Raw genomic sequence first — 26,000 nt, 5'->3', positions numbered from 1 at the left:
CGGCTGTTTCAGCTCAACTTCTTAAACTTTTTTAGACCGCTGCGCTTTGAGACACGCTTCGCTATAGACACGGCTGCGCCTACAGACCGCTGCGCTGTATGAATTATGAATTACGAATTACGAATTACGAATTAGGTTTCAGACTCAACTTCTTAAACTTTTTACACGTGTAGAGGGTTAAACTAATGTTTTGCTAATCATTCAGAAAAACGCAACCATCAAAAGGTATACGCTGCTTTCGGGGAGCGCAGCAGCTCAGGCACTCAGGGGCTCTGGCACTCAGTAACCTAGAAATGTAAACTAAACTTTAAAAAAAGTAAAATAAATTTGTCTATATGTAAAGTTATGTTTACATTTGACCTACAAACTTTTAAAATCATGTATCATGAAAACATTCTTTTTACTTTCGCACCGCTTTAAGATGATTGGCTTTGTGCTGATGGGTATGGCTGTGGTATGGGCCATAGCAAGTTCTGGGGCTACCACATTGCCCGCTTTTTTAAATGCTACTGTTCCGGCTTTGATAGGCAGTGATGTGCACAACGCCACAGTTTGGTTTACTACTGTTGAGGTTAATTTGTCTTATACCCTCAATGGGTTGTTGTTTATTGTTGGAGGTTTACTGGTGGCTTTCTCTCGTGAAAATCAAGAAGATGAGTACTTGATGCAGTTGCGACTCTCGGCTTTTCAGTGGGCGGTTTTTGCCAATTACATCTTGCTTTTGGTTTTGTTTTTGGGCGTGTACGGCATTGACTTTTTGGTGGTGCTTTCGTATCATTTGTATACTGTGATTGTACTGTTTATTGCTCGTTTTCACTATTTGCTATATATCAACCGTAACGCCCTTAACGATGAAAAATAACATTCGCGTTGAGCGTGCCATAGCCAACATTACCCAAGAAGAGCTTGCGGCTTTTGTGGGGTGCTCTCGACAAACCATCAATGCGATGGAAAAAAACAATTATGTGCCCTCAACGGTGCTATCGATGAAAATTGCCCGTCATTTTGCCAAGAGTGTTGAAGATATTTTTATACTTGAAGCCGATGATTAAACCCTAGCCAATGGGCCGTACTGACTTGAAAATGTTTGATCTGATATCATTAGACTATGAGCTTTTTATTTCTTTCAAATAAAGAACTACAGACCATTACCGGTAAAGGCGAAAAAGCTTGTTACCGCTTGATTTCTAAAATACGTCTTAAAAACAATAAAGACAACGGGATTCCGATAACCCTTGAGGAATTCTGTGAGTACACCCGACTAAAGATTGACCATGTGCAACAAGCGCTACGCAAGTAAAGTTGGCCCGCGGCCCACAAGCCATCGTCTTGGTTTGAGCCTTTTATCATTAAAGCGAGTTTAGGCTCGCTTTTTTTTGGTCATGATTCATTTGATGCTTTAAAGCGGGGTTAAAAAAAACGACCTGAGGGTCGTTTTGTGTTATTTAGATTTTTAGTGCTTTTATAAAACTATTATTGGCCACCTTCGGCCGGTGGCGCAGCCGGTACTTGTGGTTTGTTGTCTTTTGTTTTTTCTTCATCAAAAAGGGTGTGTTGCTTGATTAGCTTTTTTTCATTTTGAGATTGTTGTACTACCAGCCAATAATTTTTAAAAGCTGTTAAAATTCTGGGGTTGTCTTTGTTGCAATTAAAATAAAGCTCATAGAGATTGCCAAATTTTATCTTACAGTTTTTATCTGTTGCAGTGCCTTCTAATGTTATTTCAGAAACATCGGTCATTTTTGTGATGTTAAATTTTTCTGGTTCATCAGAGTTGTGTTGATTGATGATGATATTTCCATTTTCATCCATTGAAAATTCTTCGCCTAAGTTTAGATTTTCGGTAATAAATTTTTCAGTGGTTTCATATGAAATAAGATTGCATTGTCCGGACATTATTTGAACAAAAAGCAGGGCAGTTAAGGTGATAATTTTAGTATTCATAATAGATTTTTTAGTTTATTTATTTCCCAATAAGTTAAAGGCATAGCCCACTTGAATTTGATTGTAATAATTGCTTGAATAACCGGCTTCAAAGTTTAATCTCCACCTGATGAATAGCTTTCCGTTGGTGTCAATACGCCAAAAACCCAAGAATTCAAATTCACTCATCCATTTACTGATATCTTCTCGGGGTGTTTTGGTTCCGTCAGACTGCTTCTTGATTCCAATGATATCAAGTTCATCGCTGGTTAGATAAAAGTACTTTGGGCTATAGGATAAGTCAACACCAAACCTAGATTCAGAAGCATATCGCCAAGTAAATTTTGGATAAAATTGCCAGTAATTAATATTATAGGTATTGCCTGAAATAGTTTTGAGGTTATTGGCTTCATTTAGATCAGCAATAGTTTTAGGCGGATCTGTAGAGTTTGAAATATTAGTATAGCGATCATTGACAAATGCTTTCAGACTATCTTGCACGGCCGAGCTGCAATAACTAACCCCGCCGTCAATGAACAATTGTGATTTTAGAAGCGGCATATCAATGGTCAAACAGTTAATGTCTAAACCCAGTCTCCAAATTTGATGTTTGAGTAAATCAACAGGAGTAGTTGATTTTCCGGTGATTTCTTTTTTATATATGTATGTATCGGAACTGGTTGTGTTATCAATATTAGTGTGCGTTGTTGAGACTAAGACATCTTTATAGCCGTCAATGTTGGGTGTTAAATATTTATTGGATGTTTCAAATTTTGAATAACCTCCGTAGGGCTTGATGTATTCAAAATATCCAATTCCCGATTTAAAAAAGGGGCACCCTAGCAATGTTCTTCGAATGGTGTTGAAGTTTAATTTTTTTTCTACTTCTACCTGTATCAGGCCATTGGGATTATCTGAGTTAAAACCGGCAAGGTCGGTAAAAACTCTTCCTTCAAAAAGTTTAAAGGTTGATTCTTTATAGAGTGTTACTACCTCGCCGCCTTTCCAACTGGCAGCAATATCAGCAGGGCTAAAGTCATTGGTGCTCAGGTTGGGATTTCGTTCAAATTTAATCACCTCGCCAAGTGTTATATATAAGTAGTAATTATGAACCTTTACTGATTTGCTGTTTTGAACATGATATGCCAAAGAGTTAGGTTTACTATTGCCGAAGTTAATGTTTAAAAAGAGTTTGTTTCTGCTCAAATCAACATAATTCTTTTTACTGGTAAAGCCAATTCCGTAGATGTTGGTGAACGAGAGTTTTGATTTGTTGAACTTGTTCCAATTTAGTTTTAGTTTAGATGCTTTACCAACAACATTGATGTCTTGTATGAAGCCTTGCTCAACAACACATTTTACATCATTTACCGTTAGTTCACCTACTTTTTGATCCGTATTTGAATCATAAATATTGATTTTTTTGCTGATGTTGATGTTGCCTGCAATGGGGCCTTTTTCATTGTTATTGACTATAATTGAATATAGTTCAATGGCTTTCATAGTAGCTGTGTTGGCAGCAATAGAGGCATCAATTGAATTGATATTACCGTTAAATAAATGGATGAAATTGTCTAACGAAAGTATTTTCATCTCAAAAGTTTTTTTGATGTCGGCCTCTTTGTTTTGGAGTGTAAACTTGTATAAGTCAGGTTGCTTGTCAACAATCAAGGTACATTCTTTTGAAGCGCTCCCAATGGTAAACGGAATTTCTTGCACTTGTGCGTATCCAACTTGAATAAACAAGAATAATAAATATAATAGCCTTCTTTTCATGGTTTTAAGTGGTTTTATTAATTTTTAATCAGTTATTTTCAACCAAACAAATACCGCTCATTGTTTTGGCTCATCAGGTTAGATAAATGGTTGGATAATGCTTTGTGTGCGGTTTCGGTAACTTTGAGTTCAGCGTCTTCTTTGGTAACCATAAAGTAGTCTGTGCCAAAGAGCACACGGTTGGGGTCAATGGTTTGATTTTGCAAGTCTTGTGCTAAGATTTTCATGCAGTCGGCATCGCAGAGCGAATAAGAAATATCAGTGTAGGTTTGCGTATAGTTGGCCAATATATCTTGTTTGATGATTTCATACCAGGTGCGGCTGTTGCCCTCGAGTATCATAGCTTCATTTGACCATTGGGCGTGTTTTCGGTTGCGGTTTTGTGGCCCTAGTATCTCAATATCGCCCCCCATATGAGCAATGCACAGTTTGAGGTTGGGGAATTTATCAAGCACCGGTAGATAATTTTCAGGGTGCGTAAATAAATTACACGCACGCTCATTTTTTTGGTAATCTTTGTTTGAGGCCTTTTTATAGGCTGCAATTCTGGCGTTGATTTTAGTCATTATGGGATGGTTAGGGTTGAATGATTGCGGATTACTTGGAATCAAAGGCCAAACATCTTTTCCGATATAATAACTTCCGCCGCGAGTGCAATGGGTCATGATAGGGATTTTATGGGTTTGCGCATACTGATAAACAGCCTCTAAACGCGGGTCAAACGGGAAGAAGCCGTTGGGCGGATATAGTTTGATTCCGGCAAAGGCACCACTCTCAAGTGCTGTTTTCATTCGGCTGAGCGATAGGGTGTCGGGATTTCGGGGGTCAATTCCGTAAAATGGGAATACATCGTTGGGCCAGGTTTTTTTGATTTTGAGTACTTCTTGTATTTGTGCATTGAAATCTGTATTAGGTCTGCGTTTTGGTTCGGTCATATAATCCATGTCAATGGTCAGAGCAATAAACTTGATATCGCTGTAGGCACTTTGACTATAAGCATTGCGCAGATAACCAAATACCTCTGTCTGACTACCCATAACTCCAATTTTAAGAAACTGCAGTGTTTTGTTGGGCAATACGCTACCTAGTTTTTCAATGAGCCATGAAACAGGTTTGGTCAGGAACAGCCATTTTAAAAAACTAGAGAATCCATCACCTAATTTTAAACCCACTTGTAAAAAGTCTTTAGGAGCGCAATTCCCGGTAAAAATGTGGGTGTGTATGTTGTATCTGTTTTCCATGATTTTAAAGTTTATGATGGTTTATTCCCGGCTCTTCGGATGTTGACTGCTTTGACTAATATTTCAAACCAAAACGGTGCTCCAAAACTCAAAGCCATGGTAGAGATGCCAATGCCCAAGAGCCACCAGAGATAATCAATCCAATTTTTGCCTGTTGTAAAACCTTCCGGGTAACCCACCGGAAGATTTCTTTTTTCAATGTCTTGCATGACCGTTTTAATTCGGCTTAAGTATTTTGGGTCTTCAGCATTCGGGTTAAGTTTGTAAGTGAGTACTTTGCCATCAACCACCAACGGAAATGTTTTTTCAAGCGTGTCATTTTCTGAACCCTTTTTTTCAAGGTGTTCATCAACCATTTTCTCAGCTTGTTTTACTAAGGCAACTCTAAGCTGATCATCAGTATTGAGTTTTTGAACCAAGGTCAAGGTGTCAAGGTTGAGCAACAAGCAAACCAGAAAGCTAATGCCCAATAACGTATTCTTAATTTTAATTTTGTACCAACCCGTAACGCGTGCCATATAATCATCATACCATTTGGCTATGAGGTTTTTGAGCTCATTGTAATCTTTTGTTTTTTCGTGAAATGCCCGCAATTGGCTTTTGAGCGGACTATATTGCATTGATTTAACTGCTTCATGAAAACGTTCGTATGCATCAGTAATTCGGTTTTCTTGTAGGGTAACTTGAAGTAATTTTGTAGGGTTGTCCGGGTCAAATTCTTTGATAAAAACTGTTTTTTCAGACTGCGTGCCCACTACATCAATCAAGGCATCGGCAAACATCTCAGACGAAATATACTGTGGGTATGAGTTTTTATCCTTTCGGAGCTTATCAATACTAAAGTGGCTGTATATCAGAGCGCCAAAGTTTTTGTTGACCGGATCATCGAGCAATTGATGAATGGTTTGGTGTAAAAACTTACCTCGTTTATCAGTTTTGTATGAATACCATTCAAAAATAATCGATACCAAAGTGCTGAATAGAAAATACATCAGTCCGATAGAAATAAGTACTTCTAAGGTTTTAGAAAATTCCATATACTGTGATTTATAAATTTTTTTTTTTAGCTATATCGATAGCCTTACACAACAAGTAGCGACTTTAATTTTCGGGATATATCTAATCTTGATCCTGTTGGTTTATCTGACTTTGATTTTATAAAACGATGAGGTAACAAGAAATGGGGATCAATACAAGTTGCAAATGAATGATTGACTATTTTTATAACCGCATCAGTATGATATAGGGGACTTAATTGAATTGATTTGCAAAATGCTTGTTTCAATATTACTCAATCCCACAACACTACCACTTGGGTATTTACCTGATAATCAAGGGGATTTTCCCTAAGGAATAAACTTACTTTTTTAAAACAGGAGGTGTCGTAACTCAAAGCAAAATTTTTATCTTTAAAACTTATTACAGAAATACATGAAAAAGCTTAGGTTGTTTGTTTTTGGTTGTTTTGGATTTTTGCTGGCCAGTTGTAGCTCTGATTCTGGTTCTGGGGCCGGTTCATCTGAAGATCAAAACCCTCTTTATTTAAAATCATATGTTTTGACCTCACCGGATATGGGTGGGGTTTATGATTCTTTTTATGCCTATCAAAACGGTTTTCTGACCAATGGCACCGGATTTAATGCAAACGGTGGAACCTATCAGTATGATGCGCAGGGCAAACTAACCCGATCAAGCACGATGTATGAAACCTTTGATTATACCTATGATGCGCAAGGCCGTTTGATTAAAAGAACCAAGGTAGGTACCAACGATTACACGAGTTTGCTGTATAGTGGCAATAAAGTAACCGTTAAAAACTACTATGAAGTTAGTGGTGATCCTGTTGAAGATCGCGTAGATCTATATTTGAACAGCGCCGGTCAGATTACCAAATTAAGACGTTTGACCCCTACCGATGATTACAGTTTTATGGTAGAAGATTATGTGTATGACAGCCGCGGAAACATTACTCAAAAGTGGTCAAGAGAAAACAACTATGGTGATCCTGATCAAAGCATTACTTTTACTTATGACAACCAAAAGAATCCGTTTTATTATGCGTTAAAAAAACTGCACAGAAGTACTTATTTATTGGAATGTAGGCTAGGAGTTCCCAATTATGAATTTAGAGGTTTTACGCCCAATAATTTAAAAACTGTGGGAAGTTCTCAAATCTATGAGTACAGCTATAATGAGCGCGGTTATCCGGTGGGATATATCAAAACCTATGAAAATGGTGGATCAAGCCCCGGAGTAAGTGAATACGCGATTGAATATTGGTAGGTTTTTGAATTTTATGATATTACAGACACGGCTGCGCCTTGGGACACGCTGCGTTATAGACCGCTTCGCTTTAAGACACGCTGCGCTATAGACACGGCTGCGCCTACGGACCGCTGCGCTGTATGAATTACGAATTACGAATTACGAATTACGAATTAAGAATTAAGAATTAAGAATTAAGAATTAAGAATTAAGAATTAAGAATAATGCTTCAAACTAAACTTCTTAAACCTTTTTAGACCGCTTCGCTTTAAGACACGCTTCGCTATAGACACGGCTGCGCCTACAGACCGCTGCGCTGTATGAATTACGAATTACGAATTAAGAATTAGGTTTCAGACTAAACTTCTTAAACTTTTTAAACGTGTAGTGGGTTCTCTGTTTCACGGCTGTTTCAGCTCAACTTCTTAAACCTTTTACACTTTTTAAACGTGTAGAGGGTTCTTGGTTACACTTATGTTTCGTTAATCATTCAGGAAAACATAAACATTCAAAGGTAAACGACGCTTTCGGGGAACACAGCAGCTCAGGCACTCAAGTACTCAAGTACTCAGGCACTCAGGAACTCAGCCCACCTGACAATTATCAGCAAATGCGCAACAAATAATTGCTATATTTACCGCATGAAATTCTGGGCTACTGTTTTGATTGGTTATATTATGGTGCTGACGGCGCTTCCGTCGGTGCGCGCCATCAGAATTACCTATGGTCATTGCCCGATGCAAATGCAAAACAAAACCAGCGATAATCAAGATGCTGAAGGTTGTCAAAAAGGTAAGTTTATCATGACCTTGAACTTTTCGCCGGTGCATTATGTGGGGCAAACCCCGGATTGGGCTGTAGGTAGTATTCCTTTATTTTTTAGTCATAAAAAAGCATTGCTGACCTATCACAAAGTGTTGATTGATCAGTATAATCATCAAATTTGGCAACCACCCAAGATTATTTCTTAGTTTTTTGTTTCTCGTCAAACAGCCTACTTTATTGGTATAATGGCTGTAGTGTTGTGTTGTGGCATTGGTTCAAGGGCTGATGTTGCAAACATGAGCTTTCTATGCCGGAACTAATTTTAATTGGTTAAACACGTCTTATGTCGGGAGCATTTTATCATTAAAAATCTTATAAATAAAGTACACATGAAAAAGCAGTTTGCAATATACATGCTGTTGTTTTTCATCGGACTCAAGGCGCAGAATACTTTTCCGTACCGGGTGCAACTCACGCCGGTAACTGTAGCCAACCTTCCGGGATTACACAGCTATGCTTTTGCCCAACACAACGGAAAGTGGTTGATTGTGGGCGGACGCAAAGACGGAATACATGCCCGTCAACCTTTTAATGCCTTTCCGGGGGCACAAAACAACACTCAACTTTATGTGGTTGATGTGGCTGCCGGACAGTCATGGTCGGCCTCGGTGGGTGGTTTGCCTACCGGTCTGAAAGAACAATTACAATCAACCAATATGAATTTTCACCAAGACGGTGAGGTGTTGTATATCATTGGCGGTTATGCGTTTTCGGCTTCGGCCAATGACCATATTACTTTTGATAAGCTCACCAGTATTGACGTGCCCGGACTCATAGACGCCATTGTTAATGGTCAGAGTATTGACCCTTATTTCAAGCAAATTGCCGATCCGGTGTTTCAGAATACCGGAGGTCAGTTGGGTAAAATAGGCGATGCGTTTTATTTGGTGGGTGGTCAAGTTTTTACCGGACGCTACAATCCGATGAATAACCCCACTTTTGTACAGACTTATCTGAGCAAGATTCAGAAGTTTACTATTGACAATTCGGGAGCGCAACTCAGCATGGGCAATTATTCGGCAGTGACCGATGCGATACACTTGCACCGACGTGATTATAATTTGGTGCCTCAGGTTTTTCAAGATGGGCAAGAAGGCTATACTATTTCATCGGGGGTTTTTCAGATCAATGCTGATTTGCCATTCTTGTATCCGGTAGATGTAAAAGCCAATGGGTATGAGCCGCAAACCCAGTTCAATCAATATCTGAGCAATTATCATTCGGGTAAGGTTGGCTTGTATGACCAGACGCAAAACCAAATGCACAGTTTGTTTTTTGGCGGAATCAGCCAGTATTATTACAACGGAACCACTTTGGTGCAAGACAACAATGTTCCGTTTGTTAAAACCATTAGCCGAGTAACGCGCGCTGCCGACGGTAGTTTGTCAGAACATCGTTTTGATGCTGAGATGCCCAACCTCAAAGGCTCCGGAGCCGAGTTTATCCCTAATGAAAGCTTGCCGCATTATTCCAACGAAGTCATTAAACTAAACGAGGTTCAAGAGCAAGAGTTTGTGATTGGTCATTTGTTTGGCGGTATTCAGAGTGCAAGCATCAACCCATTTAGTGTGAATCAAACCAATACCACTTTAGCCGACCCGACGGTTTACGAGGTAAAGTTGGTTTATGATCCGAACCTGAGTGTGCCGACCATGCCGGGGAATCATCCGTTTAGCTTTAGTGTATCGCCCAATCCGGCCACTCATGAGCAGGTGCGGGTAACGTTTGATCTGCCGTATTTGGCTACCTTGGATTATTTTGTGAGTTCGCCCGATGGTAAAATCCTTGACGATGGCGAGATAACCGGACTTAAAGTTGGCGCCAATGCCATGAACTTTAATTTACCGAAAACCCAAGCTCAGATGCTGATGATTACTTTGGTTTTAGACCATAAGTTCTATGCTACACAAAAAATCATGATGAATTAAAAATCAAATCTTTAAATACTGATATTAAAATGAAAAAATCAATTATAACCACCGCAATTATGGCTTTGTTGTTTTCGGTTCAGATGACCGCTCAAGAGCAAGAACCACAACAAAAGAAAAAAGAAAAAGCCAAGAAAGAGTGCAATGTCAACGGCAAAAAGTGTTGTGCCGGCTCAGAGAAAAAAGGCTGCGGCGTTGAGGCTACCGAAAAGAAAACCGGTCACTGTGATGCAAAACGGGAAGAATAGTTTTTAATAAAAAAGAGTGTTTGATTCAGACACTCTTTTTTTTGTTTTTTTATGTTTTGGAATTTGATTGGTTGGTTATGCGGGATTAGTTTAAAACTTCTCCAAAAGTCAACAGATTCATATCATCGTCTAAAAGGGCAAATTCTTTTACGCCCCAAGGTTTGACACTTAAGGCACCGTTGGGATGAATGGCAATACCTTGTGCAATCCAAAGTTGGTACAGCGCATCAATATCCTGAACCCGAATGTATACTTGCGCGTAGTTTTCGGAGGGGTTCAAATCTGCAAAAGCAAAAAAATGAATTTCAATTTGGTCTTTGCACAGCATCAGATAATCGGGGTAATCAGTCGAACCCACGGTACTAAAACCTAGTTTTTGGGTATAGAAAGCTAAGGTTTTGGCCTTGTTGCGCATCGGGAGTTTAGGATGTATGTCTGTGAGTTGCATAAGTTGAAGTTATTTTTACTTTCCGATACAAAAATTGGCGAAGATGTTCCCTAAGAGCTCATCATTGCTCACTTGTCCGGTAATGAGTCCGAAGTGATACAAGGCTTCACGGATGTCAATAGCCATGAGGTCTGACGATAGTTGGGTTTGAAGTCCGTGCTTGACTTTTTGAATTTCTTCCAGCGCTTTGATCAGCGCATCATAATGACGCGCGTTGGTGACGATGGTCTGGTTGTTGCGCAAGGCTCCGGTATTGACTAGTGATAATAGTTGTTGGTTGACCTCTTCAATACCTTGACCACTTTTGGCCGATATAATCAAAGCATTTTCAATTTGATGTTTAATGGCTTGAATTACTTCAGGGCTCATTAAGTCACGTTTGTTGAAGATGGGTAAGAGTAATTTTTGCGGATATTGATTCTTGATTTTTTCGAGCTCGATCAAGGTGTTTTTAAGTTCGTCAACTTGCGTAAGTTGCGGGCTCAAATAGAGCACCACTTGGGCTTGTTCTATTTTTTCAAAGGTTTTTTTAATACCGATGCTCTCAACGATATCCTCGGTATCTCGAATACCGGCAGTATCAATAAACCGAAAGGCGATGCCTTCAATCACCAATTGATCTTCAATGCTGTCACGCGTGGTTCCGGCAATGTCAGATACTATGGCGCGTTCTTCATTGAGTAGGGCGTTGAGCAAGGTTGATTTGCCAACGTTGGGCTCGCCGACAATGGCTACCGGAATACCGTTCTTGATGACATTACCAACGGCAAATGAATCTATAAGCCTTTTGAGTACATTGTCAATGCGCTCAATAAGTTCAGTAAAAGCAGTTCTATCGGCAAATTCAACGTCTTCTTCGGCAAAGTCCAATTCGAGTTCTATAAGTGAGGCAAAATTGAGTAGCTCGGTGCGTAGTTGGGCAATTTCGTTCGAGAACCCGCCACGCATTTGTTGCATGGCAATTTGGTGTGCTGCCTCGTTGTCTGAGGCAATTAAATCAGCTACAGCTTCGGCTTGAGATAAATCGAGTTTTCCGTTTAAAAAAGCACGAAGGGTAAATTCGCCCGCCTCGGCCATACGTGCACCTTTGCGCAATAAAAGTTGTATGATTTGTTGCTGAATATAAGTTGATCCATGACAAGAAATTTCAACTGAGTCTTGGCCGGTATAGGAGTGAGGACCTTTGAAAATAGAGGCCAAAACTTGATCGAGGGTTTTGTTTTGGTCAACAATGTGCCCTAGATGCAGGGTGTGTGATTTTTGTTTTTTTAAGTCTTTGGCATGTACAGAACTAAAGACTTCTGCGGCTATTTCAATAGCTTTCGGGCCAGATAATCGAATAACCGCAATGGCTCCGGCGCCCGGAGGAGTAGCCAAAGCCACAATAGTATCTTGATGAATCATACGGTTTTATTTAGCGCAAAAGTAGCTAAAAATATGCATCTTATGAACCAAGTTATACCGCTTGTTAAATTTGTGTAAAGTGATAAAAATCATGCTTTTATGGCTCAAAGGCCAACTAACTTTGTAGTAGCAACTAAAAAAACAACACTTTATGAAACGCATTTTATTTCCGACAGATTTTTCGCAAAACTCGCTTAATGCATTTGTTTATGCGCTTAAACTTGCTCATAGTCTTAAGGCTGAGATTGTTACTTTGCACACTTATGATTATCCACAGCCCGACTATATGGGCGCGCCAATTTTTTTGCCCGACATTTACCAAGTTACTGATTTGGCCGAGTTTGAAAATTACAAAGGACATATTCCGATGTTACGCGAATTAGCTGAGCAACAACGGCTAGAAAATGTTCAGGTAAGTCATGTGCTTGAATATGGTGAGTTGGTTCCGACTATATCTGCTCTGCATCAAAAAGAGCCTTTTGATTATATTGTAATGGGAACCAAAGGTGCTACAGGTTGGGCGGAGACTTTTTTAGGCTCGGTTACCCGACGCGTAATTAATGATGCTCAGGTGCCGGTATTTGTTGTTCCTGAACAGGCGCGTTTTGCTCCTTTTAGAAAGTTTCTGTTTATTACCGGTTATGCTCCCGAAGAAATACCGGTGTTCAAAAAAGTTCTGGCCTTGGCTAATATTTATCACGCACAAGTAGATTGTTTGTATGTAAAGCCCGATCACACCACCGCCGACAACATGGCCTTGCACGAATGGAAAACTATTTTTGACGAACCTTATGTGCGTTTTCACCGTTTGCACAGCCGGGATATTGAAGGCAGTGTACTTGACTTTATTGAATTACACCAAATAGACATCTTGGCAATGACTACGCACCACCGCAATTTCTTTGAGCGTTTGTTTCAGACCAGTTTGTCTGAGAAGTTTGTTTATCATGCCCAATTGCCTATGTTTACCGTAATGGTTTAAATCAAAAAAGCGCCCGATTCATTGAATCGGGCGCTTTGCGTAATGTATTATACATTAATTGAAAAATACCTATTTAGTAGGGTATTATTGTTTTTTTATATCAGCAGGATTAACAGCTACTTGAACCCCAGGCAATTTTACCGGAGCGCCTAATTGAGCTAAGAAGCTTCCTTGTACTTCACCTGTTTTGTAGGTAGTAAAACCAATTCTATACAAGCCCATAACCAATGATTTGGCCGGGTTTGAAGTATCGCTGGTGATTCTCATCAACGAGTTGTATTTGCTTCCTGAAGGTTGCGCCGGCATTTCGCTTGAATCGTCATTGCTTTCGATTTTAGTCCAAGAAGCGGTTTTAGCTTTGGCAGCTACGTCTTCAATTTTTATGATGCCTTCGGCTCTTTCAAGGGTAATCCAAGTATCAAAAAAGTTTTTGGTATCGGCCGCATTGGCAGCATAATCTTTTGCTTGGTAATCTTTATCGCCCGGTTTAACGCTGTCAGGTACCGGTGAAATCATTCTTACTCCGATTTCAGGAGCAGCAATCGGAACCCAAACATAGATGTAGTACATTTTTTTTCCGCCTTTAACTTCATCGGGTTGAGCGCCCGGTTTGATGTATCCGAAATAGCTGGTCAAGTCAGTGTAAGGAACCCTTACTTCTTTGCCCATAAGTGATTTTTTACCTAAATCAGCTCCGAATTTATCAAGTTTTTGTGCTGTGGCTGTCATGCCAATCGCAAGAACTAAGATTCCTGCAAGTAGATTTTTTTTCATTTTGTAGTTTTTTTTGTTTTTAAGACTTCTAAAATAGAAAAATAATCAATTGGGTTGAGCTTTTAAACAGATAACTGCGGTGGATTATTGAGTAAGTGTCATAAAAAAACCGCAACTTTTTAAATTGCGGTTTGGGATTTATTTTGGTTTTGTGATTAGTTGTTCAGCATAACCGGCATGACGAGCATGGTCACGGTTTCGCCTTCATCAAGGCCATCTACCGGTGTGAGAATTCCGGCGCGGTTGGGCAGAGACATTTCAAGCATAATCATGTCTGATTGCAAGTTGGTGAGCATTTCGGTTAAGAATCTTGAGTTGAATCCGATTTGAATATCATCACCTTGGTAATCACAAGTTAAACGCTCTTCGGCCTTGTTTGAGTAATCAATATCTTCAGCTGATATATTGAGCTCGGCACCCGCAATTTTAAGTCTGATTTGGTGTGTGGTTTTGTTTGAGAAGATGGCTACACGACGAACAGAACTCAAGAATTGGCCTCGGTCAATGAGCAATTTGTTGGGGTTTTCTTTTGGGATAACCGCTTCATAGTTCGGATATTTTCCGTCAATCAAACGACACATCAATACGTAATTGTCAAATGAGAATGTGGCATTAGAATCGTTGTATTCAATTTTGATTTCGGCATCTGAACCACCTAAAATGCTCTTTAAGATATTGAGCGGTTTTTTGGGCATGATGAAATCGGCTACTTGTGATGATTTAACGTCTGCACGTGCATATTTGACTAATTTGTGTGCATCAGTAGCTACAAAGATGAGCCCTTCGGTTGAAAATTGGAAGAAAACACCTGACATCACCGGACGCAAATCATCATTACCGGCGGCAAAAATGGTTTTACTGATGGCTGTTGCCAATACATCGGCCGGAACCAATGTGGTTGACGGATTGTCAAGACTTACTGATTTAGGGAATTCTTCGCCCGGCGCATAAGCCAAGGCATATTTACCCGAGTTAGAACTGATTTCAATCGTATGGTTTTCTTCAACAGTAAAGGTCAAAGGTTGCTCCGGGAAAGTTTTGAGAATCTCTAGGAGTAGTTTGGCCGGAACCGCTACACTGCCTTGACTGGTTGAGTCAATTTCAAGCGTTGCCGACATTGTAGTTTCAAGGTCTGAAGCCGAAACAGTCAGGGTTTTTCCGTCTAATTCAAACAAGAAGTTATCTAAAATCGGAAGCGTGTTACTGCTGTTGATAACGCTGCCTAAAACTTGTAGTTGTTTTAATAAATACGAACTCGATACGATAAATTTCATTTGCTATGGTTTTAATAGGATGCCAAAACATCCGGTGTACAAATATATCTTAAACTACCAAATATCAAAAAGATTTTTATCAACACTAACGAGCGTATTTTTTGCGACGCAAACGTGTAAAAATCAAGGCGAAAATCAATAAAATAATCAGTGGTAATCCGACAGTTATCCATTGAATTGTATTGTATTGGGCGTAAACTTTTTCCTGATCAAGCAATGGGAGGCTAACTTCTTTGCTGCGGATGTTGATAAGTCCGTTGTCGTCCAGAAGATAATTAACGCAATTCATTAGGAACTCTTTATTGCCGTAAAGTTTGTTGGTCCACTTGTCATAACCCAATTCAAGAGGTTGAAAATTCTTGTCGAGTTGGTTGCGAATGATATCGCCGTCTGAAACCACAATCATCTTGTTTTGAGCGCTTTGTGTTTTGAAGGTTTTTTCGTCAAAAGGCAAAATTCTGTTTTGATAGACCGAGTTGAATTTTCCTTCTAAGAGCACCGCCAGCGGAATATTACCTTTGCCTTTGAATTCTGATTGCTCAGGCCGCTCAGTAACCATATTTAGATTGATGTCAACCGGTGTGCCTACCAATTTAGAGTAGGGTGATGTTTGCAACAAAACGGTTTTTCTTAGATTGTTTTTGAGGATTTCAATACCGTTGGTAAACTCAAACTTAATCCCGTCTAAATTGCTCACAATCGGGTTTTTTGAAGCCGGGAAAACCAGCGGTGCATAGAACCAAGGATATTGAGTGTACTGGGTAGCACTGCCTTTTTCGCCGGTAGCCAATGCAATTGGAGTGGCCATAACATCTTTGACCAAGGTTGGATTGATGCGTATGCCATACTTAAAAAACAAGTCGTTTAGGTTAAGGTCTCTAGGAAAGGCTAGGGTTGAGCCGGCATCGTTGTACAAGCTATCCATTTCAATATTGACTTGGTCAACCAGCCAAAGTGTTTTGCCGCCGTTCATGACAAACTGATCGAGTACTAATTTTTCTTGATCGGTAAATTGTTCGGTAGGTTTAGCAATTATAGCGAGGTCATATTTTTTGAGATATTTAAGGCTCTCGTTGGGTTTTTTAGCGACTGAATCAAGCGTAAAGGTTCCGATAAAATAGTTCTCGCGCACCTGCTTGATAAAATCTGCCATGAGCAAATCGGGCATTTCTCCGTTGCCTTTCATGACGGCTACTTTTTTGCTTTTGACTGTGATTACGGTATTGAAAGCATTGGCAAAGGCGTATTCTAGGTGCTGTACTGAACTCACAACTTTTTCGGCTGTACTGGCACCCATGAGGTTTTTGAGCAGTGGAATTTTGGTGCTTTTGCCTTTGTAGGTAGCAATAGCCCAAGGAAAGACCATTTCTTGAGATTGTTTGCCACGATCGTTAACCGTAACATTTACAGGTGTTAGCCCGCGTTGCATAAACGATTGAACGAGGGTGTCCTTTTGGGTTTCGTTTTCAAGCGGGTTGATAAATTGAAAGGTAATATTGCTGTTGCGCGCTTTGAACTCTTCGAGGATTTGCTGGGTTTCGGTTTGTAGTTTCTTGAATTCACCCGGAAATTGCCCTTTGAGAAACACATCGATAATGAGGGGCTCTTTGGCTTGGTCAATGATGTTGAGCGAAGTTTGCGACAAAGTATAACGATGATCACGCGTGAGATCAAATCGGTAAAACAAACGTGAACCTATTAGATTTACAGCCGCTAAAACAGCCAAGAGCAACAGGACTTTTTTGAGGTTGTTTTTCATAGCGGCAATTAGTTTTTAATCGATTTGAGTTGATATACGGTACACGATAAAAAAGCAATACTCAAGCTTACAAAATACAATACGTCACGTGTGTCTATAACACCGCGGCCCATGCTCCTGAAATGGCTGTTCATACCCAAAGCCGTAATGATACCTTCGGATGATGGAATCAAGCCTGCCAAAGCATCAAAGGCATAATAAAACAAGAAGCTCAAAAATACGGCACTGATAAAAGCTACAATTTGATTCTCGGTAATAGATGAGGTAAACAAGCCAATGGAGGTGTATCCGGCCATCAGAAACAACAAGCCGAAGTATGAGCCAAAGGTACTTCCCAGGTCAATGTTTCCGGTGGGCATGCCCAACTCCGAAAGCACGTAAACGTAACTAAAGGTAGGTAATACAGCCAAGGTGATCAACAGCAATGAACCTAAAAATTTTCCGGTAACTATTTGCCACAATGAGAGTGGTTTAGTTAAAAGTAATTCAAGTGTTCCTTGCTTTTTTTCGTCCGAAAAACTGCGCATGGTTACCGCTGGAATCAAGAAGATTAAAATCCAGGGGGCAATGGTAAAGAACGGGGTCATATCGGCAAATCCGCTGTTGAGAATATTGTACTCGCCTTCAAACACCCACAAGAATAATCCGTTGAGCAGCAAGAAAACGGCCATGACCAAATATCCAACCGGTGAACCAAAAAATGATTTAATTTCTCTGAGCAGTATGGCTTTCATATTTTTTTTGTCAGTTGTTCTACTTCCTAAACTTTTCTAAACTTTCTAAACTTTTCTAAACTTCTATTTCATGCTTACTAATTTGTCAACACTCCAGGCTTCGGGTGCTGCATTGAATAGTTTTTTAGTAAAACTCCAAACCTCGTAAAAAAGTTCAGATTGGCGATAATTTTCTAAATCTTGCTCGGTTTCCCAATAACTGTATGTAAAAAACACTTCAGGATTGTTTTTGTCTTGATACAATTCAAGTAAACAATTTCCGGGGGATTTTCGGATGCGCTCTTTCATAAGTTCAAAATTCTCAAGAAAAGCCGGAATATTTTCGGGATGAAAACTCAGTTTTACAATGCGTACAAACATAATTTACTTTTATAAAAATTCAACGAGTACCGTATCGCGATAGCTCAGTCCGAGTAGGGTTGAGGCGCTGCCCACGGTCATTGGGTTGCTTTTGAATATAGCAATTTCAAGAAAACCAGCTTCGTTAAAGATGGCTAATTTTTCGCCTTCATAATCTTTGCTGGTAAAGGTTCCGTTGCCTAGAATGTCTGAATATTTGGCCCAAATATTTTTAATTGGGCTAGAACGACGTTGGCTTTTTCCGGCCTTGAGCGGAATTTGATAGGGTCGGCCTTTGGCTACTTCTAAAAACAATTTTTGACTGATGTTGGTAACCACATTGCCAAAATGGTCAATATAAATGACCGATCCGCGAATAGTTTTTAAATCATCGGCAATTTGTGGTTGAAGCTCGGTGACTTGTTTTATTTGTGTAGTTTCTTTGCCAATCACACTCAGTGCGCCGCCTTTGGCTATATGGCAGGCAACGGTAACCAAGACATCCAAATCAGTAGCCTCTGATGGCAAACGGTCATGTATTGTGATTTCGACCATTTTTTGTGGTTTAATGTGTTGGGTGAGCATGGTCAAAAGGCCATTATCGGCCGCAATGAAGTAGTGATTGTCCCATTCAATAACCAAATGTTGCGTCTCGACATTGCGTTCGGCATCAACACCAATGAGGTGAACAGTACCTTTTGGGAAGGCTTTGTATGCCGCATTGAGCATATAACTGGCTTGTAAAATATTAAACGGTTCTATGCCATGAGAGAGGTCAACCACAACAGCCTCAGGAAATTGAGACAAGACTTTTCCTTTGAGTGCTCCAACAAAATGATCCTTCAAGCCGTAATCGGTTGTGAGGGTAATTATTGACATAAAAATGTTTATAAATAAAACGAAAACTGAACCTAAAACTGATTAATTTTGAATGCAAAGCTAACAATATATAGCTACAAATTTCTAATTTAATACGACTTCCTTTTGAACGAAAGAATCATCGAACTTAACGATATTGCACCGAAAGACTTTTGGGGCGCACAGGATGCTCATCTTGAAACTATTAAGAAATACTACCCGAAATTAAAAATTGTTGCACGCGGCACTACACTCAAAGCTTTCGGAGAAAAAGAAGTTTTGGACGAATTTGAGACGCGTTTTAAAAGATTGATGTTGCACTTTACACGTTATAACCGTATTGATGATAACGTGATTGAACGCGTGATTCAGAGCAATTCTCAAGACGAAGAGCGTATGCCTGACCACGATAAGATTTTGGTGCACGGTATTGGTGGGAAAATCATTAAAGCGATGACGCCCAATCAGCAGTTGTTGGTGGATATGCTCCACAAAAACGATATGGTTTTTGCAGTGGGGCCGGCCGGAACCGGTAAAACTTATACCGGTGTTGCTATGGCGGTGAAGGCTTTAAAAGAAAAACAAGTCAAGCGAATTATACTGACAAGGCCAGCTGTTGAAGCGGGTGAAAATTTAGGTTTTTTACCTGGTGACATGAAAGAAAAGCTCGACCCATATATGCAGCCTTTGTATGATGCTTTACGCGATATGATTCCGCCTCAATCGCTTGAAGATTACATTCAGAAAGGCATTATTCAGATTGCACCGCTGGCTTTTATGCGGGGTAGAACTTTAGACAATGCTTTTGTGATTTTAGATGAGGCACAAAACACGACGCATTCGCAAATGAAAATGTTCTTAACGCGTATGGGCAAAAATGCCAAGTTTATGATTACCGGCGATCCGGGTCAGGTTGACTTGCCACGCCGAACCATTTCCGGACTCAAAGAAGCTTTGTTGGTTTTAAAAGATGTGGACGGAATAGGTATTATTTATTTAGATGATAAAGACATTGTACGCCACCGATTGGTCAAAAAGGTGATTGAAGCTTATAAGAAAATTGAAAATCAAGATTAACTTTATCAATAAACAGGTTGGCAGCACAGGCCAACAACCATTATGACAACTACACTCACAACAACACAATTTGAGTTTCCCGGACAAAAATCCGTATACAGAGGTAAAGTTCGCGAAGTTTACAACATCAACCATGAGCTTTTGGTGATGATTGCCACTGATCGGCTTTCAGCTTTTGACGTGATATTGCCCAAAGGTATACCTTATAAAGGGCAAATGCTCAACCAAATTGCCACCCATTTTATGCAAGCTACTGAAGATATTGTTCCGAATTGGCTTATAGCCACGCCCGATCCGAATGTAGCAGTAGGCTATTTATGTGAATCTTTTAAAGTGGAGATGGTTATTCGAGGATATTTGGCCGGGCATGCAGCGCGTGAATATGCCGCCGGAAAACGCATGATTTGCGGGGTTTTATTACCTGATGGTTTGCAAGAAAATGATCGATTGCCCGAGCCTATTATTACGCCAACCACCAAAGCGGATATGGGTCTGCACGATCAAGACATTTCAAGAGAAGAAATTTTAAGTCGAGGAATTGTTTCTGAAGATGACTATCTGATTTTAGAGCAATATACTCGGGCTTTGTATGCGCGCGGCACCGAAATGGCTGCTCAAAAAGGCTTGATTTTGGTGGATACGAAATATGAGTTTGGCAAAAAAGCCAATGGTGAAATTGTGCTGATTGATGAAATCCATACACCCGATTCGTCGCGCTATTTTTATTTAGACGGTTATGCTGAGCGCCAGCAAAACAAAGAGCCACAAAAACAATTGTCTAAAGAATTTGTGCGTCAATGGTTGATTGAACATGGTTTTCAAGGTCAGGAAGGGCAGAAGATACCTGAAATGTCGGACGCCTACATTACTTCGGTTTCTGAGCGTTATATGGAATTATACGAGCATATAACCGGTAAAATCTTTGAAAAAGCACCGATTGATGATATAGAAAAGCGCATAGAACAAAATGTTGTTCATTTTCTGAACGAACATTCAGTTTAAACCAGTTGAATTTAAAAGCCGTCTTCACCGACGGTTTTTTTATGCATTGTTTTTAAAATTTTGTTAACCGAGCTGCATTTTGTAACAAGCACCGTGTTCATTCGACTATTGAGCAAATCATCAAATCAATATCATCATGAAAAAATCAATCATTTATTTCAGTTTCGCTTTTTTGGCGCTGACAGTTTCGTCAGTTGAAGCTTCAAATGTAAACAGTTGTCACAGTGTAGTTTATTTTAAAGCCGGAACGCCGCTTTGTACTGCCATTCAAAAAGGAGAACTTGACTTTGTTAAAAAACTGGTTGAGTACGGCGCCGATGTCAATGAGCGTTCTAATGGAATGACACCGCTTATGGTGGCGGCTCGTTATAATAAAGTAGACATCATTAAGTATTTACTGGCCCATGGAGCCAAACCAGAAATCAAAGACGACAAAGGTTTTACGGCTGCTAAATATGCGGAACTTTCCTTAGCACACGATGCTTTAGCACTGTTGCGTCAGTATTAATTCTTGATTTAAGCGACTGTGTTATTTGTTAATTCAATGTTAAATTTAGGTACTATGTAATGCAAGATACTTGTTTTTGTATTTATCTTTGCTTCGTTAATCAATAACATCATCATCAAAATCAAATCATCATGAAAAAAGTAATCACAATTTTAGCATCAGCCTTGTTGGTCGTAACCAGCGCTATGGCTTCTGATACAAATTCAAATCACAAAGTATCAGCAAAAAACAGTTCATCAGAAAAAACAAAGTTGGCTCCAATTGTAGACGAGCCGATTTTGATTCCACAACTTGAAATCAATCATGTTCCAACCGATAGTTTGCGCGAGATGATTCATGAGAACAACAAAATCATTGAAAGCGCTCCGGTTGATTCGGGTTGGTTGGTTCTATTAGAAACACCGGTTGAGCAGATTATTACAGAAAACCAACAAATCACTGAAGATCAGTCTGACAACAAAGTCTATCCGTTGTTTTTAGACAGAACCATTGAAGACCAAATCGCCGAAGACAACGCGATTATTGAGGCAAACATCCAATTGTAAGTATATTGCTTGGAAATTTTGAATTAATTAGAATAAAAAACGCCGCTGGAATAAGCGGCGTTTTTTATTTGTCTTTGCTGAAAAGTTTCTGCGGATTCTGTTGCCCTAGCCCCGGTGGTAGCGGCAGCTTTTGTAGCCGGGGTTCGGCTGCAAAACTACAGCGAACAACGGGAATCAGCTTCTAGAACTATTTGAAATACGAAAAATCGTCTTGGTTTTTGATGTTGAGCAAGCTTTCGTAAATGAGTTTGATGACGTTTTCAACATCGTCGCGGTGCACCATTTCAACGGTGGTGTGCATGTAGCGCAACGGCAAGGAAATAAGCGCCGAAGCTACGCCACCATTGCTGTAGGCAAACGCATCGGTATCGGTTCCGGTCATGCGTGATGAGGCATGGCGTTGGAACGGTATTTTTTTGGCCTCGGCGGTATTGACAATTAAATCGCGCAATTTGTTTTGTACCGCAGGCGCGTAGGCAATGACCGGACCTTGGCCCATTTTGAGGTCGCCCTCGATTTTCTTTTCGATCATCGGAGTCGTGGTGTCGTGGCAAACATCAGTAACAATGGCCACGTTGGGCTTGATGGTGTGGGTAATCATTTCGGCACCGCGCAAGCCAATTTCTTCTTGCACCGAATTGGTGATGTATAACCCAAAAGGTAGTTTCTTTTTGTTTTCGTGCAACAAACGCGCAACTTCGGCAATCATGAATCCGCCCATGCGGTTATCAATGGCGCGGCAGACAAATTTGTCGTTGTTGAGGATCATAAATTCATCGGGATAGGTAATCACGCAACCCACGTGTACGCCGAGTTTTTCAACTTCTTCTTTGGTGGAGCAGCCACAATCGATAAAAATATTGTCTAATCGAGCCGGTTCTTCTTTGCCGCGACCGCGTGTATGGATTGCCGGCCAACCGAAAACACCTTTGACGATTCCGTTTTTGGTGTGGATGTTGACACGCTTGGATGGCGCAATTTGGTGGTCAGATCCGCCGTTACGGATGACATAAATCAAACCGTTGTCGGTAATGTAGTTGACATACCACGAAATTTCATCGGCATGGCCTTCAATAACTACTTTGTATTTTGCATCTGGATTAATCACGGCTACGGCGCTTCCGTAGGTGTCGGTGATGAAAGTATCGACGTAGGGTTTGAGGTATTGCATCCAGATTTTTTGGCCTTCGGCTTCGTATCCGGTAGGCGATGCGTTGTTCAAATATTTTTCAAGAAAGTCTATCGATGATTTTTTGAGAATTGATTTTGTACTCATAAATATTTTATTTTTTTGCTAATGTAAAAATTTTGGCATCACAGTTGTTTGTTTCGCAGTAATTTTGAACCGTAAAATTTTGTGTATGAAACCGCACTTTTGTTATCTATTGTTAGGCTTTTTAGCTTTATCGGCTCAGGCTCAGATTGTTGAGCAAGACACTACCAAAATGGGATATGTGCTTAAAGAAACCGACACCATTTCAGAGCCCATTTTACTCGAAGAAATCATCATCAGCAACGAAAAACTCGATCCAGAAGCGCAAAAACAATTCAACCTTTTGCGCAACCGCGTGCACAAGGTTTATCCATATGCTAGAGTTGCGGCTGAACGATTGGTCTTACTCAACAAAAACATGAATGCGCTCAAAACCAATCGCGAAAAGCGCAAGTATTTCAAAATTGTTGAGGATTATATGGAGAACGAATTTGAAGCCCGGCTCAAAAAGCTCTCGCGCAAGCAAGGACAAATTTTAGTCAAACTCATTTACAGACAAACCGGTTCAACTGCTTTTGAACTCATTAAAGATTATAAAAGCGGATGGAAGGCATTTTGGTCCAATGCCACTGCCAATGTTTTTGACATCAGCCTGAAGCGAAAATATCTTCCGTTTGAAGACAACGAAGATTTTTTAATTGAAACTATTCTTAAGCGCGCCTTTGACCACGGGCGTTTGGTAAGGCAGGCACCGGCAACTCCAATTGATTATGACCAGCTCACCGATTATTGGGAAGCCAAAGCCCAAGAAGTCAACAAAAAATAGCCGCCATTTATAAATAACTAAGTGTTTGTAAGGAAATTAAATTACATTTATGCCTTTCAAACACTTTTTTTATGCGCAAATATTACTTTATTCTGGTCTTTTTTATTTCGATTTTTTCAATGCAAGCGGCGGATTTAAATTTGTCTCCGCCCATCATCACCGGTAACTTTAGTATTTGTTTGCCCGGAATTACAACCACTCAGTTTGCCGTTTCTGGCGGTTCGGGTATTCCAGATCCAACTAATCCGTGGGTGTCTTCAAACCTCAATGTTGCTACAGTTGATAATAATGTGTCAGAGACCGATCATGTAGTGATATTTGTTACGCCTTCGGGAGCAGTAGGATATTGTTATGGAGGTGCTTTTAGTTGTCAATCAACCTCACCATGCCCTGAAGCAGGTGTGCTTTCGGGCGTTCAAAATATTTGTGTAGGCAATTCCACTTCATTTACCTCTACCGTTGCCGGCGGAACTTGGTCGAGTTCAAATACTAATGTTGCTACAGTGAATCCTACAACGGGTGTTGTTACAGGTGTTACGGCCGGAACAGCAACGATGACGTATACGGTTTTGGGGACAGGGGGGTGTCCGAATGTATCGTCTTTACGTACTGTGAGTGTTAGTGCCGATGCTGTTGCAGCTAACCTGCAAGGTTTTCAAGGAATTTGTGTCGGAACACATACTGTATATGTGGCTGATCAGCCTGGTGGAACATGGACATCATCAAATATGCTTATTGCAACTGTTGATTCTACCGGTTTTGTTTTGGGTATTTCTCCTGGTGTGGCTACAATTTATTACACTTTGCCGGGCAGCGGAGGTTGTTCGAATGTTACTAGTTCACGAAGTGTGGTTGTATCTGCGGCGCCTAGTCTAGTTTTAACGTCGCAGCCAGCCACCAGTTCTCAAACCGTATGTATTAATTCGCCAATAGCTACTATTTCATACGGAACAAATGGTTTTATACAAGATGTTTTTAGTCAAGGTCTTCCGGAAGGTATTGTTGGAGTATATTCGTCTGGTAATTATACTATTTCCGGCACACCAACAAGTGCTGGAGTATACCCGTATACTGTTATCGCAGTTGGCCCATGTGGTGATGCTTCTTACAGCGGAACTGTAAGTGTTTTATCAACATCCACTACGCTTTTTTGTGATAGCAATAATTTGCCGCCTAACTCAGTAGGTTTTGATTGGGCACCTGTGGTTGGAGCTACTGATTATAATGTATCTTATTCTATTAATGGCGGGCCAACGCAAACCGCAAACTCTATTGTTTCAAATTATCAAGTTTCAGGTGTTCTGCCAGGGCAATCGGTTTTGTTTACAGTTGTGAGTGCCAGCGGAGCCAATTGTTTTGTGCCGGTGTCTACCACTTGTACTTTGTTGGCTAACTCAGATTTTGATGCTGATGCAATCTCGGTTTATCCTAATCCGGTGCAAGACATATTATATATCAAAGACTTGAAATTTACCTCGGATATCTCTTTATTCAATACCTTCGGACAAGAAGTATATTCATTGAAAGAGGTTTCAAATAACTGCAATATTCCTATGTCTGTTTTGGCTGATGGTTTTTACTTGGTTAAAATTACCGCGCAGGAACAAACCAAAACGATTAAGGTTGTCAAGAACTAATTTAATTTTCAGGGCAGCATTTCCGGCTGTCCACTATATCTTGCCCTACGAAATCTTCGGGCAAGGATGCCGTTCCCATCCGGGCTGCTTTGTTGTGGCGGTATGTTAAGTGTTTCAATTCAGCTATTTGCAATTGTTGAGAAATCAAGTTATCAACATCTTGAAAAAAAGTAGAGAAAACATTTGGTTCTAAAAGCATAAAGAGTATATCTTTGCCATCCCTAAACAGAAGAAATGTTTACGGAAAAACAAAAGTTCATTCTAAAATATTGAAACTCAACTTTAAGAAAAAAACCTTTAAATTTTTTCAATAAAAAGTTTGGATAAGAGAAAAAGGTTTGTACTTTTGCACCCGCTTTGAGAATGAAGCGGGAATATAAACAAGTTCATAGACATATTGAATTGACAGCCGTT

The 26,000-nt window shown here is 40.1% G+C and carries 28 protein-coding genes; 14 read left to right on the top strand and 14 right to left on the bottom strand.

From position 1 onward, the window contains the following. Nucleotides 1-385 precede the first annotated feature (385 nt). The 3 genes from KIH23_RS13365 to KIH23_RS13355 are packed head-to-tail and all read left to right on the top strand — an operon-like array spanning nucleotide 386 to nucleotide 1,300. Complete coding sequence (locus KIH23_RS13365; protein ID WP_213214007.1) at nucleotides 386-862, top strand: hypothetical protein; 477 nt, start codon at nucleotides 386-388, stop codon at nucleotides 860-862. Then, nucleotides 852-1,052 carry a helix-turn-helix transcriptional regulator gene (locus KIH23_RS13360; protein WP_213214006.1) on the top strand — a complete coding sequence of 67 codons (201 nt, stop codon included), beginning with the start codon at nucleotides 852-854 and terminating at the stop codon, nucleotides 1,050-1,052. Before KIH23_RS13365 ends, KIH23_RS13360 begins: the two co-directional genes overlap by 11 nt. A gap of 56 nt (nucleotides 1,053-1,108) precedes the next feature. Further along, nucleotides 1,109-1,300 (top strand): hypothetical protein, encoded by a 192-nt coding sequence (locus KIH23_RS13355; RefSeq protein WP_213214005.1) that lies wholly within the window; start codon nucleotides 1,109-1,111, stop codon nucleotides 1,298-1,300. A gap of 173 nt (nucleotides 1,301-1,473) precedes the next feature. Here KIH23_RS13355 and KIH23_RS13350 read toward each other — a convergent pair whose 3' ends face one another. From KIH23_RS13350 to KIH23_RS13335, 4 genes are read right to left on the bottom strand one after another with little or no spacing between them, the layout of a single operon-like run. Beyond that, nucleotides 1,474-1,944 (bottom strand): hypothetical protein, encoded by a 471-nt coding sequence (locus tag KIH23_RS13350; protein WP_213214004.1) that lies wholly within the window; start codon nucleotides 1,942-1,944, stop codon nucleotides 1,474-1,476. A 15-nt stretch (nucleotides 1,945-1,959) separates the two neighbouring features. Then, nucleotides 1,960-3,699, bottom strand: coding sequence for a hypothetical protein (locus KIH23_RS13345; RefSeq protein WP_213214003.1), 1,740 nt, complete (start codon nucleotides 3,697-3,699; stop codon nucleotides 1,960-1,962). A gap of 38 nt (nucleotides 3,700-3,737) precedes the next feature. Beyond that, nucleotides 3,738-4,940 carry an amidohydrolase family protein gene (locus tag KIH23_RS13340; RefSeq protein ID WP_213214002.1) on the bottom strand — a complete coding sequence of 401 codons (1,203 nt, stop codon included), beginning with the start codon at nucleotides 4,938-4,940 and terminating at the stop codon, nucleotides 3,738-3,740. Nucleotides 4,941-4,951: 11 nt separating this feature from the next. Beyond that, nucleotides 4,952-5,977, bottom strand: coding sequence for a hypothetical protein (locus KIH23_RS13335; RefSeq protein ID WP_213214001.1), 1,026 nt, complete (start codon nucleotides 5,975-5,977; stop codon nucleotides 4,952-4,954). A 394-nt stretch (nucleotides 5,978-6,371) separates the two neighbouring features. Between KIH23_RS13335 and KIH23_RS13330 the strand changes: the two genes are divergently transcribed. The 4 genes from KIH23_RS13330 (at nucleotide 6,372) to KIH23_RS13315 (ending at nucleotide 10,206) form a co-directional block, all read left to right on the top strand. Next, entirely contained in the window at nucleotides 6,372-7,223 is an 852-nt protein-coding gene (locus KIH23_RS13330; RefSeq protein ID WP_213214000.1) for a hypothetical protein, read from the top strand. 623 nt (nucleotides 7,224-7,846) lie between these two features. Continuing rightward, on the top strand, nucleotides 7,847-8,176 hold the full coding sequence (locus KIH23_RS13325; protein ID WP_213213999.1) for a hypothetical protein: 330 nt from the start codon (nucleotides 7,847-7,849) through the stop codon (nucleotides 8,174-8,176). Nucleotides 8,177-8,359: 183 nt separating this feature from the next. After that, complete coding sequence (locus tag KIH23_RS13320; protein WP_213213998.1) at nucleotides 8,360-9,958, top strand: hypothetical protein; 1,599 nt, start codon at nucleotides 8,360-8,362, stop codon at nucleotides 9,956-9,958. 29 nt (nucleotides 9,959-9,987) lie between these two features. Beyond that, the gene (locus KIH23_RS13315) at nucleotides 9,988-10,206 is read left to right on the top strand and encodes a hypothetical protein (protein ID WP_213213997.1); all 219 of its coding nucleotides are present in this window, start codon (nucleotides 9,988-9,990) and stop codon (nucleotides 10,204-10,206) included. Nucleotides 10,207-10,291: 85 nt separating this feature from the next. Here KIH23_RS13315 and KIH23_RS13310 read toward each other — a convergent pair whose 3' ends face one another. Then, entirely contained in the window at nucleotides 10,292-10,654 is a 363-nt protein-coding gene (locus KIH23_RS13310) for a bleomycin resistance protein (protein ID WP_213213996.1), read from the bottom strand. Between the two features lie 15 nt (nucleotides 10,655-10,669). Further along, on the bottom strand, nucleotides 10,670-12,058 hold the full coding sequence (gene mnmE, locus KIH23_RS13305; RefSeq protein WP_213213995.1) for a tRNA uridine-5-carboxymethylaminomethyl(34) synthesis GTPase MnmE: 1,389 nt from the start codon (nucleotides 12,056-12,058) through the stop codon (nucleotides 10,670-10,672). Nucleotides 12,059-12,209: 151 nt separating this feature from the next. Between mnmE and KIH23_RS13300 the strand changes: the two genes are divergently transcribed. Beyond that, nucleotides 12,210-13,040: a universal stress protein gene (locus tag KIH23_RS13300; RefSeq protein ID WP_213213994.1), complete on the top strand. Its 831-nt coding sequence runs from the start codon at nucleotides 12,210-12,212 to the stop codon at nucleotides 13,038-13,040. 84 nt (nucleotides 13,041-13,124) lie between these two features. Here KIH23_RS13300 and KIH23_RS13295 read toward each other — a convergent pair whose 3' ends face one another. The 6 genes from KIH23_RS13295 to KIH23_RS13270 form a co-directional block, all read right to left on the bottom strand. Beyond that, nucleotides 13,125-13,814 carry a Lipl32 family lipoprotein gene (locus tag KIH23_RS13295; protein ID WP_213213993.1) on the bottom strand — a complete coding sequence of 230 codons (690 nt, stop codon included), beginning with the start codon at nucleotides 13,812-13,814 and terminating at the stop codon, nucleotides 13,125-13,127. Nucleotides 13,815-13,969: 155 nt separating this feature from the next. After that, nucleotides 13,970-15,088, bottom strand: a complete 1,119-nt coding sequence (gene dnaN / locus KIH23_RS13290; RefSeq protein WP_213213992.1) for a DNA polymerase III subunit beta — start codon at nucleotides 15,086-15,088, stop codon at nucleotides 13,970-13,972. 85 nt (nucleotides 15,089-15,173) lie between these two features. Beyond that, nucleotides 15,174-16,847, bottom strand: coding sequence for a gliding motility-associated ABC transporter substrate-binding protein GldG (gene gldG / locus KIH23_RS13285; RefSeq protein WP_213213991.1), 1,674 nt, complete (start codon nucleotides 16,845-16,847; stop codon nucleotides 15,174-15,176). A gap of 8 nt (nucleotides 16,848-16,855) precedes the next feature. Next, complete coding sequence (gldF, locus tag KIH23_RS13280; RefSeq protein ID WP_213213990.1) at nucleotides 16,856-17,581, bottom strand: gliding motility-associated ABC transporter permease subunit GldF; 726 nt, start codon at nucleotides 17,579-17,581, stop codon at nucleotides 16,856-16,858. Between the two features lie 63 nt (nucleotides 17,582-17,644). Beyond that, a complete protein-coding gene (locus KIH23_RS13275; protein ID WP_213213989.1) occupies nucleotides 17,645-17,941 on the bottom strand; it encodes a putative quinol monooxygenase in 297 nt (98 codons plus the stop codon). 9 nt (nucleotides 17,942-17,950) lie between these two features. After that, complete coding sequence (locus tag KIH23_RS13270) at nucleotides 17,951-18,799, bottom strand: S-adenosyl-l-methionine hydroxide adenosyltransferase family protein (RefSeq protein WP_213213988.1); 849 nt, start codon at nucleotides 18,797-18,799, stop codon at nucleotides 17,951-17,953. A 105-nt stretch (nucleotides 18,800-18,904) separates the two neighbouring features. On the opposite strand from KIH23_RS13270, the gene KIH23_RS13265 reads away from it, so the two are divergent. The 4 genes from KIH23_RS13265 (at nucleotide 18,905) to KIH23_RS13250 (ending at nucleotide 21,910) form a co-directional block, all read left to right on the top strand. Beyond that, entirely contained in the window at nucleotides 18,905-19,855 is a 951-nt protein-coding gene (locus KIH23_RS13265) for a PhoH family protein (RefSeq protein ID WP_213213987.1), read from the top strand. Nucleotides 19,856-19,897: 42 nt separating this feature from the next. After that, the gene (locus KIH23_RS13260; protein WP_213213986.1) at nucleotides 19,898-20,857 is read left to right on the top strand and encodes a phosphoribosylaminoimidazolesuccinocarboxamide synthase; all 960 of its coding nucleotides are present in this window, start codon (nucleotides 19,898-19,900) and stop codon (nucleotides 20,855-20,857) included. 136 nt (nucleotides 20,858-20,993) lie between these two features. Next, a complete protein-coding gene (locus tag KIH23_RS13255) occupies nucleotides 20,994-21,365 on the top strand; it encodes an ankyrin repeat domain-containing protein (protein ID WP_213213985.1) in 372 nt (123 codons plus the stop codon). Nucleotides 21,366-21,496: 131 nt separating this feature from the next. Beyond that, a complete protein-coding gene (locus KIH23_RS13250; RefSeq protein WP_213213984.1) occupies nucleotides 21,497-21,910 on the top strand; it encodes a hypothetical protein in 414 nt (137 codons plus the stop codon). Between the two features lie 187 nt (nucleotides 21,911-22,097). Here KIH23_RS13250 and KIH23_RS13245 read toward each other — a convergent pair whose 3' ends face one another. Beyond that, nucleotides 22,098-23,186 carry a M42 family metallopeptidase gene (locus tag KIH23_RS13245; RefSeq protein WP_213213983.1) on the bottom strand — a complete coding sequence of 363 codons (1,089 nt, stop codon included), beginning with the start codon at nucleotides 23,184-23,186 and terminating at the stop codon, nucleotides 22,098-22,100. An 85-nt stretch (nucleotides 23,187-23,271) separates the two neighbouring features. Here KIH23_RS13245 and KIH23_RS13240 point away from each other — a divergent pair, with 85 nt between their 5' ends. Further along, nucleotides 23,272-23,949, top strand: coding sequence for a DUF4294 domain-containing protein (locus KIH23_RS13240; RefSeq protein WP_249684937.1), 678 nt, complete (start codon nucleotides 23,272-23,274; stop codon nucleotides 23,947-23,949). Nucleotides 23,950-24,020: 71 nt separating this feature from the next. After that, on the top strand, nucleotides 24,021-25,586 hold the full coding sequence (locus KIH23_RS13235; protein ID WP_213213982.1) for a T9SS type A sorting domain-containing protein: 1,566 nt from the start codon (nucleotides 24,021-24,023) through the stop codon (nucleotides 25,584-25,586). Between the two features lies 1 nt (nucleotide 25,587). Here KIH23_RS13235 and KIH23_RS13230 read toward each other — a convergent pair whose 3' ends face one another. Continuing rightward, nucleotides 25,588-25,785 (bottom strand): hypothetical protein, encoded by a 198-nt coding sequence (locus KIH23_RS13230; RefSeq protein WP_213213981.1) that lies wholly within the window; start codon nucleotides 25,783-25,785, stop codon nucleotides 25,588-25,590. Nucleotides 25,786-26,000 lie beyond the last annotated feature (215 nt).

The sequence above is a fragment of the Flavobacterium sp. CYK-55 genome, assembly GCF_018413465.1.
Taxonomy (GTDB): domain Bacteria; phylum Bacteroidota; class Bacteroidia; order Flavobacteriales; family Flavobacteriaceae; genus Flavobacterium.
Note: the sequence above shows the minus strand (reverse complement) of the source record. Positions and strands in the feature narration are given on the sequence as shown.

Coding starts and splice junctions, on each gene's coding strand:
- KIH23_RS13365 (WP_213214007.1), top strand. CDS start 386: ATGAAAACATTCTTTTTACTTTCGCACCGCTTTAAGATGATTGGCTTT.
- KIH23_RS13360 (WP_213214006.1), top strand. CDS start 852: ATGAAAAATAACATTCGCGTTGAGCGTGCCATAGCCAACATTACCCAA.
- KIH23_RS13355 (WP_213214005.1), top strand. CDS start 1,109: ATGAGCTTTTTATTTCTTTCAAATAAAGAACTACAGACCATTACCGGT.
- KIH23_RS13350 (WP_213214004.1), bottom strand. CDS start 1,944: ATGAATACTAAAATTATCACCTTAACTGCCCTGCTTTTTGTTCAAATA.
- KIH23_RS13345 (WP_213214003.1), bottom strand. CDS start 3,699: ATGAAAAGAAGGCTATTATATTTATTATTCTTGTTTATTCAAGTTGGA.
- KIH23_RS13340 (WP_213214002.1), bottom strand. CDS start 4,940: ATGGAAAACAGATACAACATACACACCCACATTTTTACCGGGAATTGC.
- KIH23_RS13335 (WP_213214001.1), bottom strand. CDS start 5,977: ATGGAATTTTCTAAAACCTTAGAAGTACTTATTTCTATCGGACTGATG.
- KIH23_RS13330 (WP_213214000.1), top strand. CDS start 6,372: ATGAAAAAGCTTAGGTTGTTTGTTTTTGGTTGTTTTGGATTTTTGCTG.
- KIH23_RS13325 (WP_213213999.1), top strand. CDS start 7,847: ATGAAATTCTGGGCTACTGTTTTGATTGGTTATATTATGGTGCTGACG.
- KIH23_RS13320 (WP_213213998.1), top strand. CDS start 8,360: ATGAAAAAGCAGTTTGCAATATACATGCTGTTGTTTTTCATCGGACTC.
- KIH23_RS13315 (WP_213213997.1), top strand. CDS start 9,988: ATGAAAAAATCAATTATAACCACCGCAATTATGGCTTTGTTGTTTTCG.
- KIH23_RS13310 (WP_213213996.1), bottom strand. CDS start 10,654: ATGCAACTCACAGACATACATCCTAAACTCCCGATGCGCAACAAGGCC.
- mnmE (WP_213213995.1), bottom strand. CDS start 12,058: ATGATTCATCAAGATACTATTGTGGCTTTGGCTACTCCTCCGGGCGCC.
- KIH23_RS13300 (WP_213213994.1), top strand. CDS start 12,210: ATGAAACGCATTTTATTTCCGACAGATTTTTCGCAAAACTCGCTTAAT.
- KIH23_RS13295 (WP_213213993.1), bottom strand. CDS start 13,814: ATGAAAAAAAATCTACTTGCAGGAATCTTAGTTCTTGCGATTGGCATG.
- dnaN (WP_213213992.1), bottom strand. CDS start 15,088: ATGAAATTTATCGTATCGAGTTCGTATTTATTAAAACAACTACAAGTT.
- gldG (WP_213213991.1), bottom strand. CDS start 16,847: ATGAAAAACAACCTCAAAAAAGTCCTGTTGCTCTTGGCTGTTTTAGCG.
- gldF (WP_213213990.1), bottom strand. CDS start 17,581: ATGAAAGCCATACTGCTCAGAGAAATTAAATCATTTTTTGGTTCACCG.
- KIH23_RS13275 (WP_213213989.1), bottom strand. CDS start 17,941: ATGTTTGTACGCATTGTAAAACTGAGTTTTCATCCCGAAAATATTCCG.
- KIH23_RS13270 (WP_213213988.1), bottom strand. CDS start 18,799: ATGTCAATAATTACCCTCACAACCGATTACGGCTTGAAGGATCATTTT.
- KIH23_RS13260 (WP_213213986.1), top strand. CDS start 19,898: ATGACAACTACACTCACAACAACACAATTTGAGTTTCCCGGACAAAAA.
- KIH23_RS13255 (WP_213213985.1), top strand. CDS start 20,994: ATGAAAAAATCAATCATTTATTTCAGTTTCGCTTTTTTGGCGCTGACA.
- KIH23_RS13250 (WP_213213984.1), top strand. CDS start 21,497: ATGAAAAAAGTAATCACAATTTTAGCATCAGCCTTGTTGGTCGTAACC.
- KIH23_RS13245 (WP_213213983.1), bottom strand. CDS start 23,186: ATGAGTACAAAATCAATTCTCAAAAAATCATCGATAGACTTTCTTGAA.
- KIH23_RS13240 (WP_249684937.1), top strand. CDS start 23,272: ATGAAACCGCACTTTTGTTATCTATTGTTAGGCTTTTTAGCTTTATCG.
- KIH23_RS13235 (WP_213213982.1), top strand. CDS start 24,021: ATGCGCAAATATTACTTTATTCTGGTCTTTTTTATTTCGATTTTTTCA.
- KIH23_RS13230 (WP_213213981.1), bottom strand. CDS start 25,785: ATGCTTTTAGAACCAAATGTTTTCTCTACTTTTTTTCAAGATGTTGAT.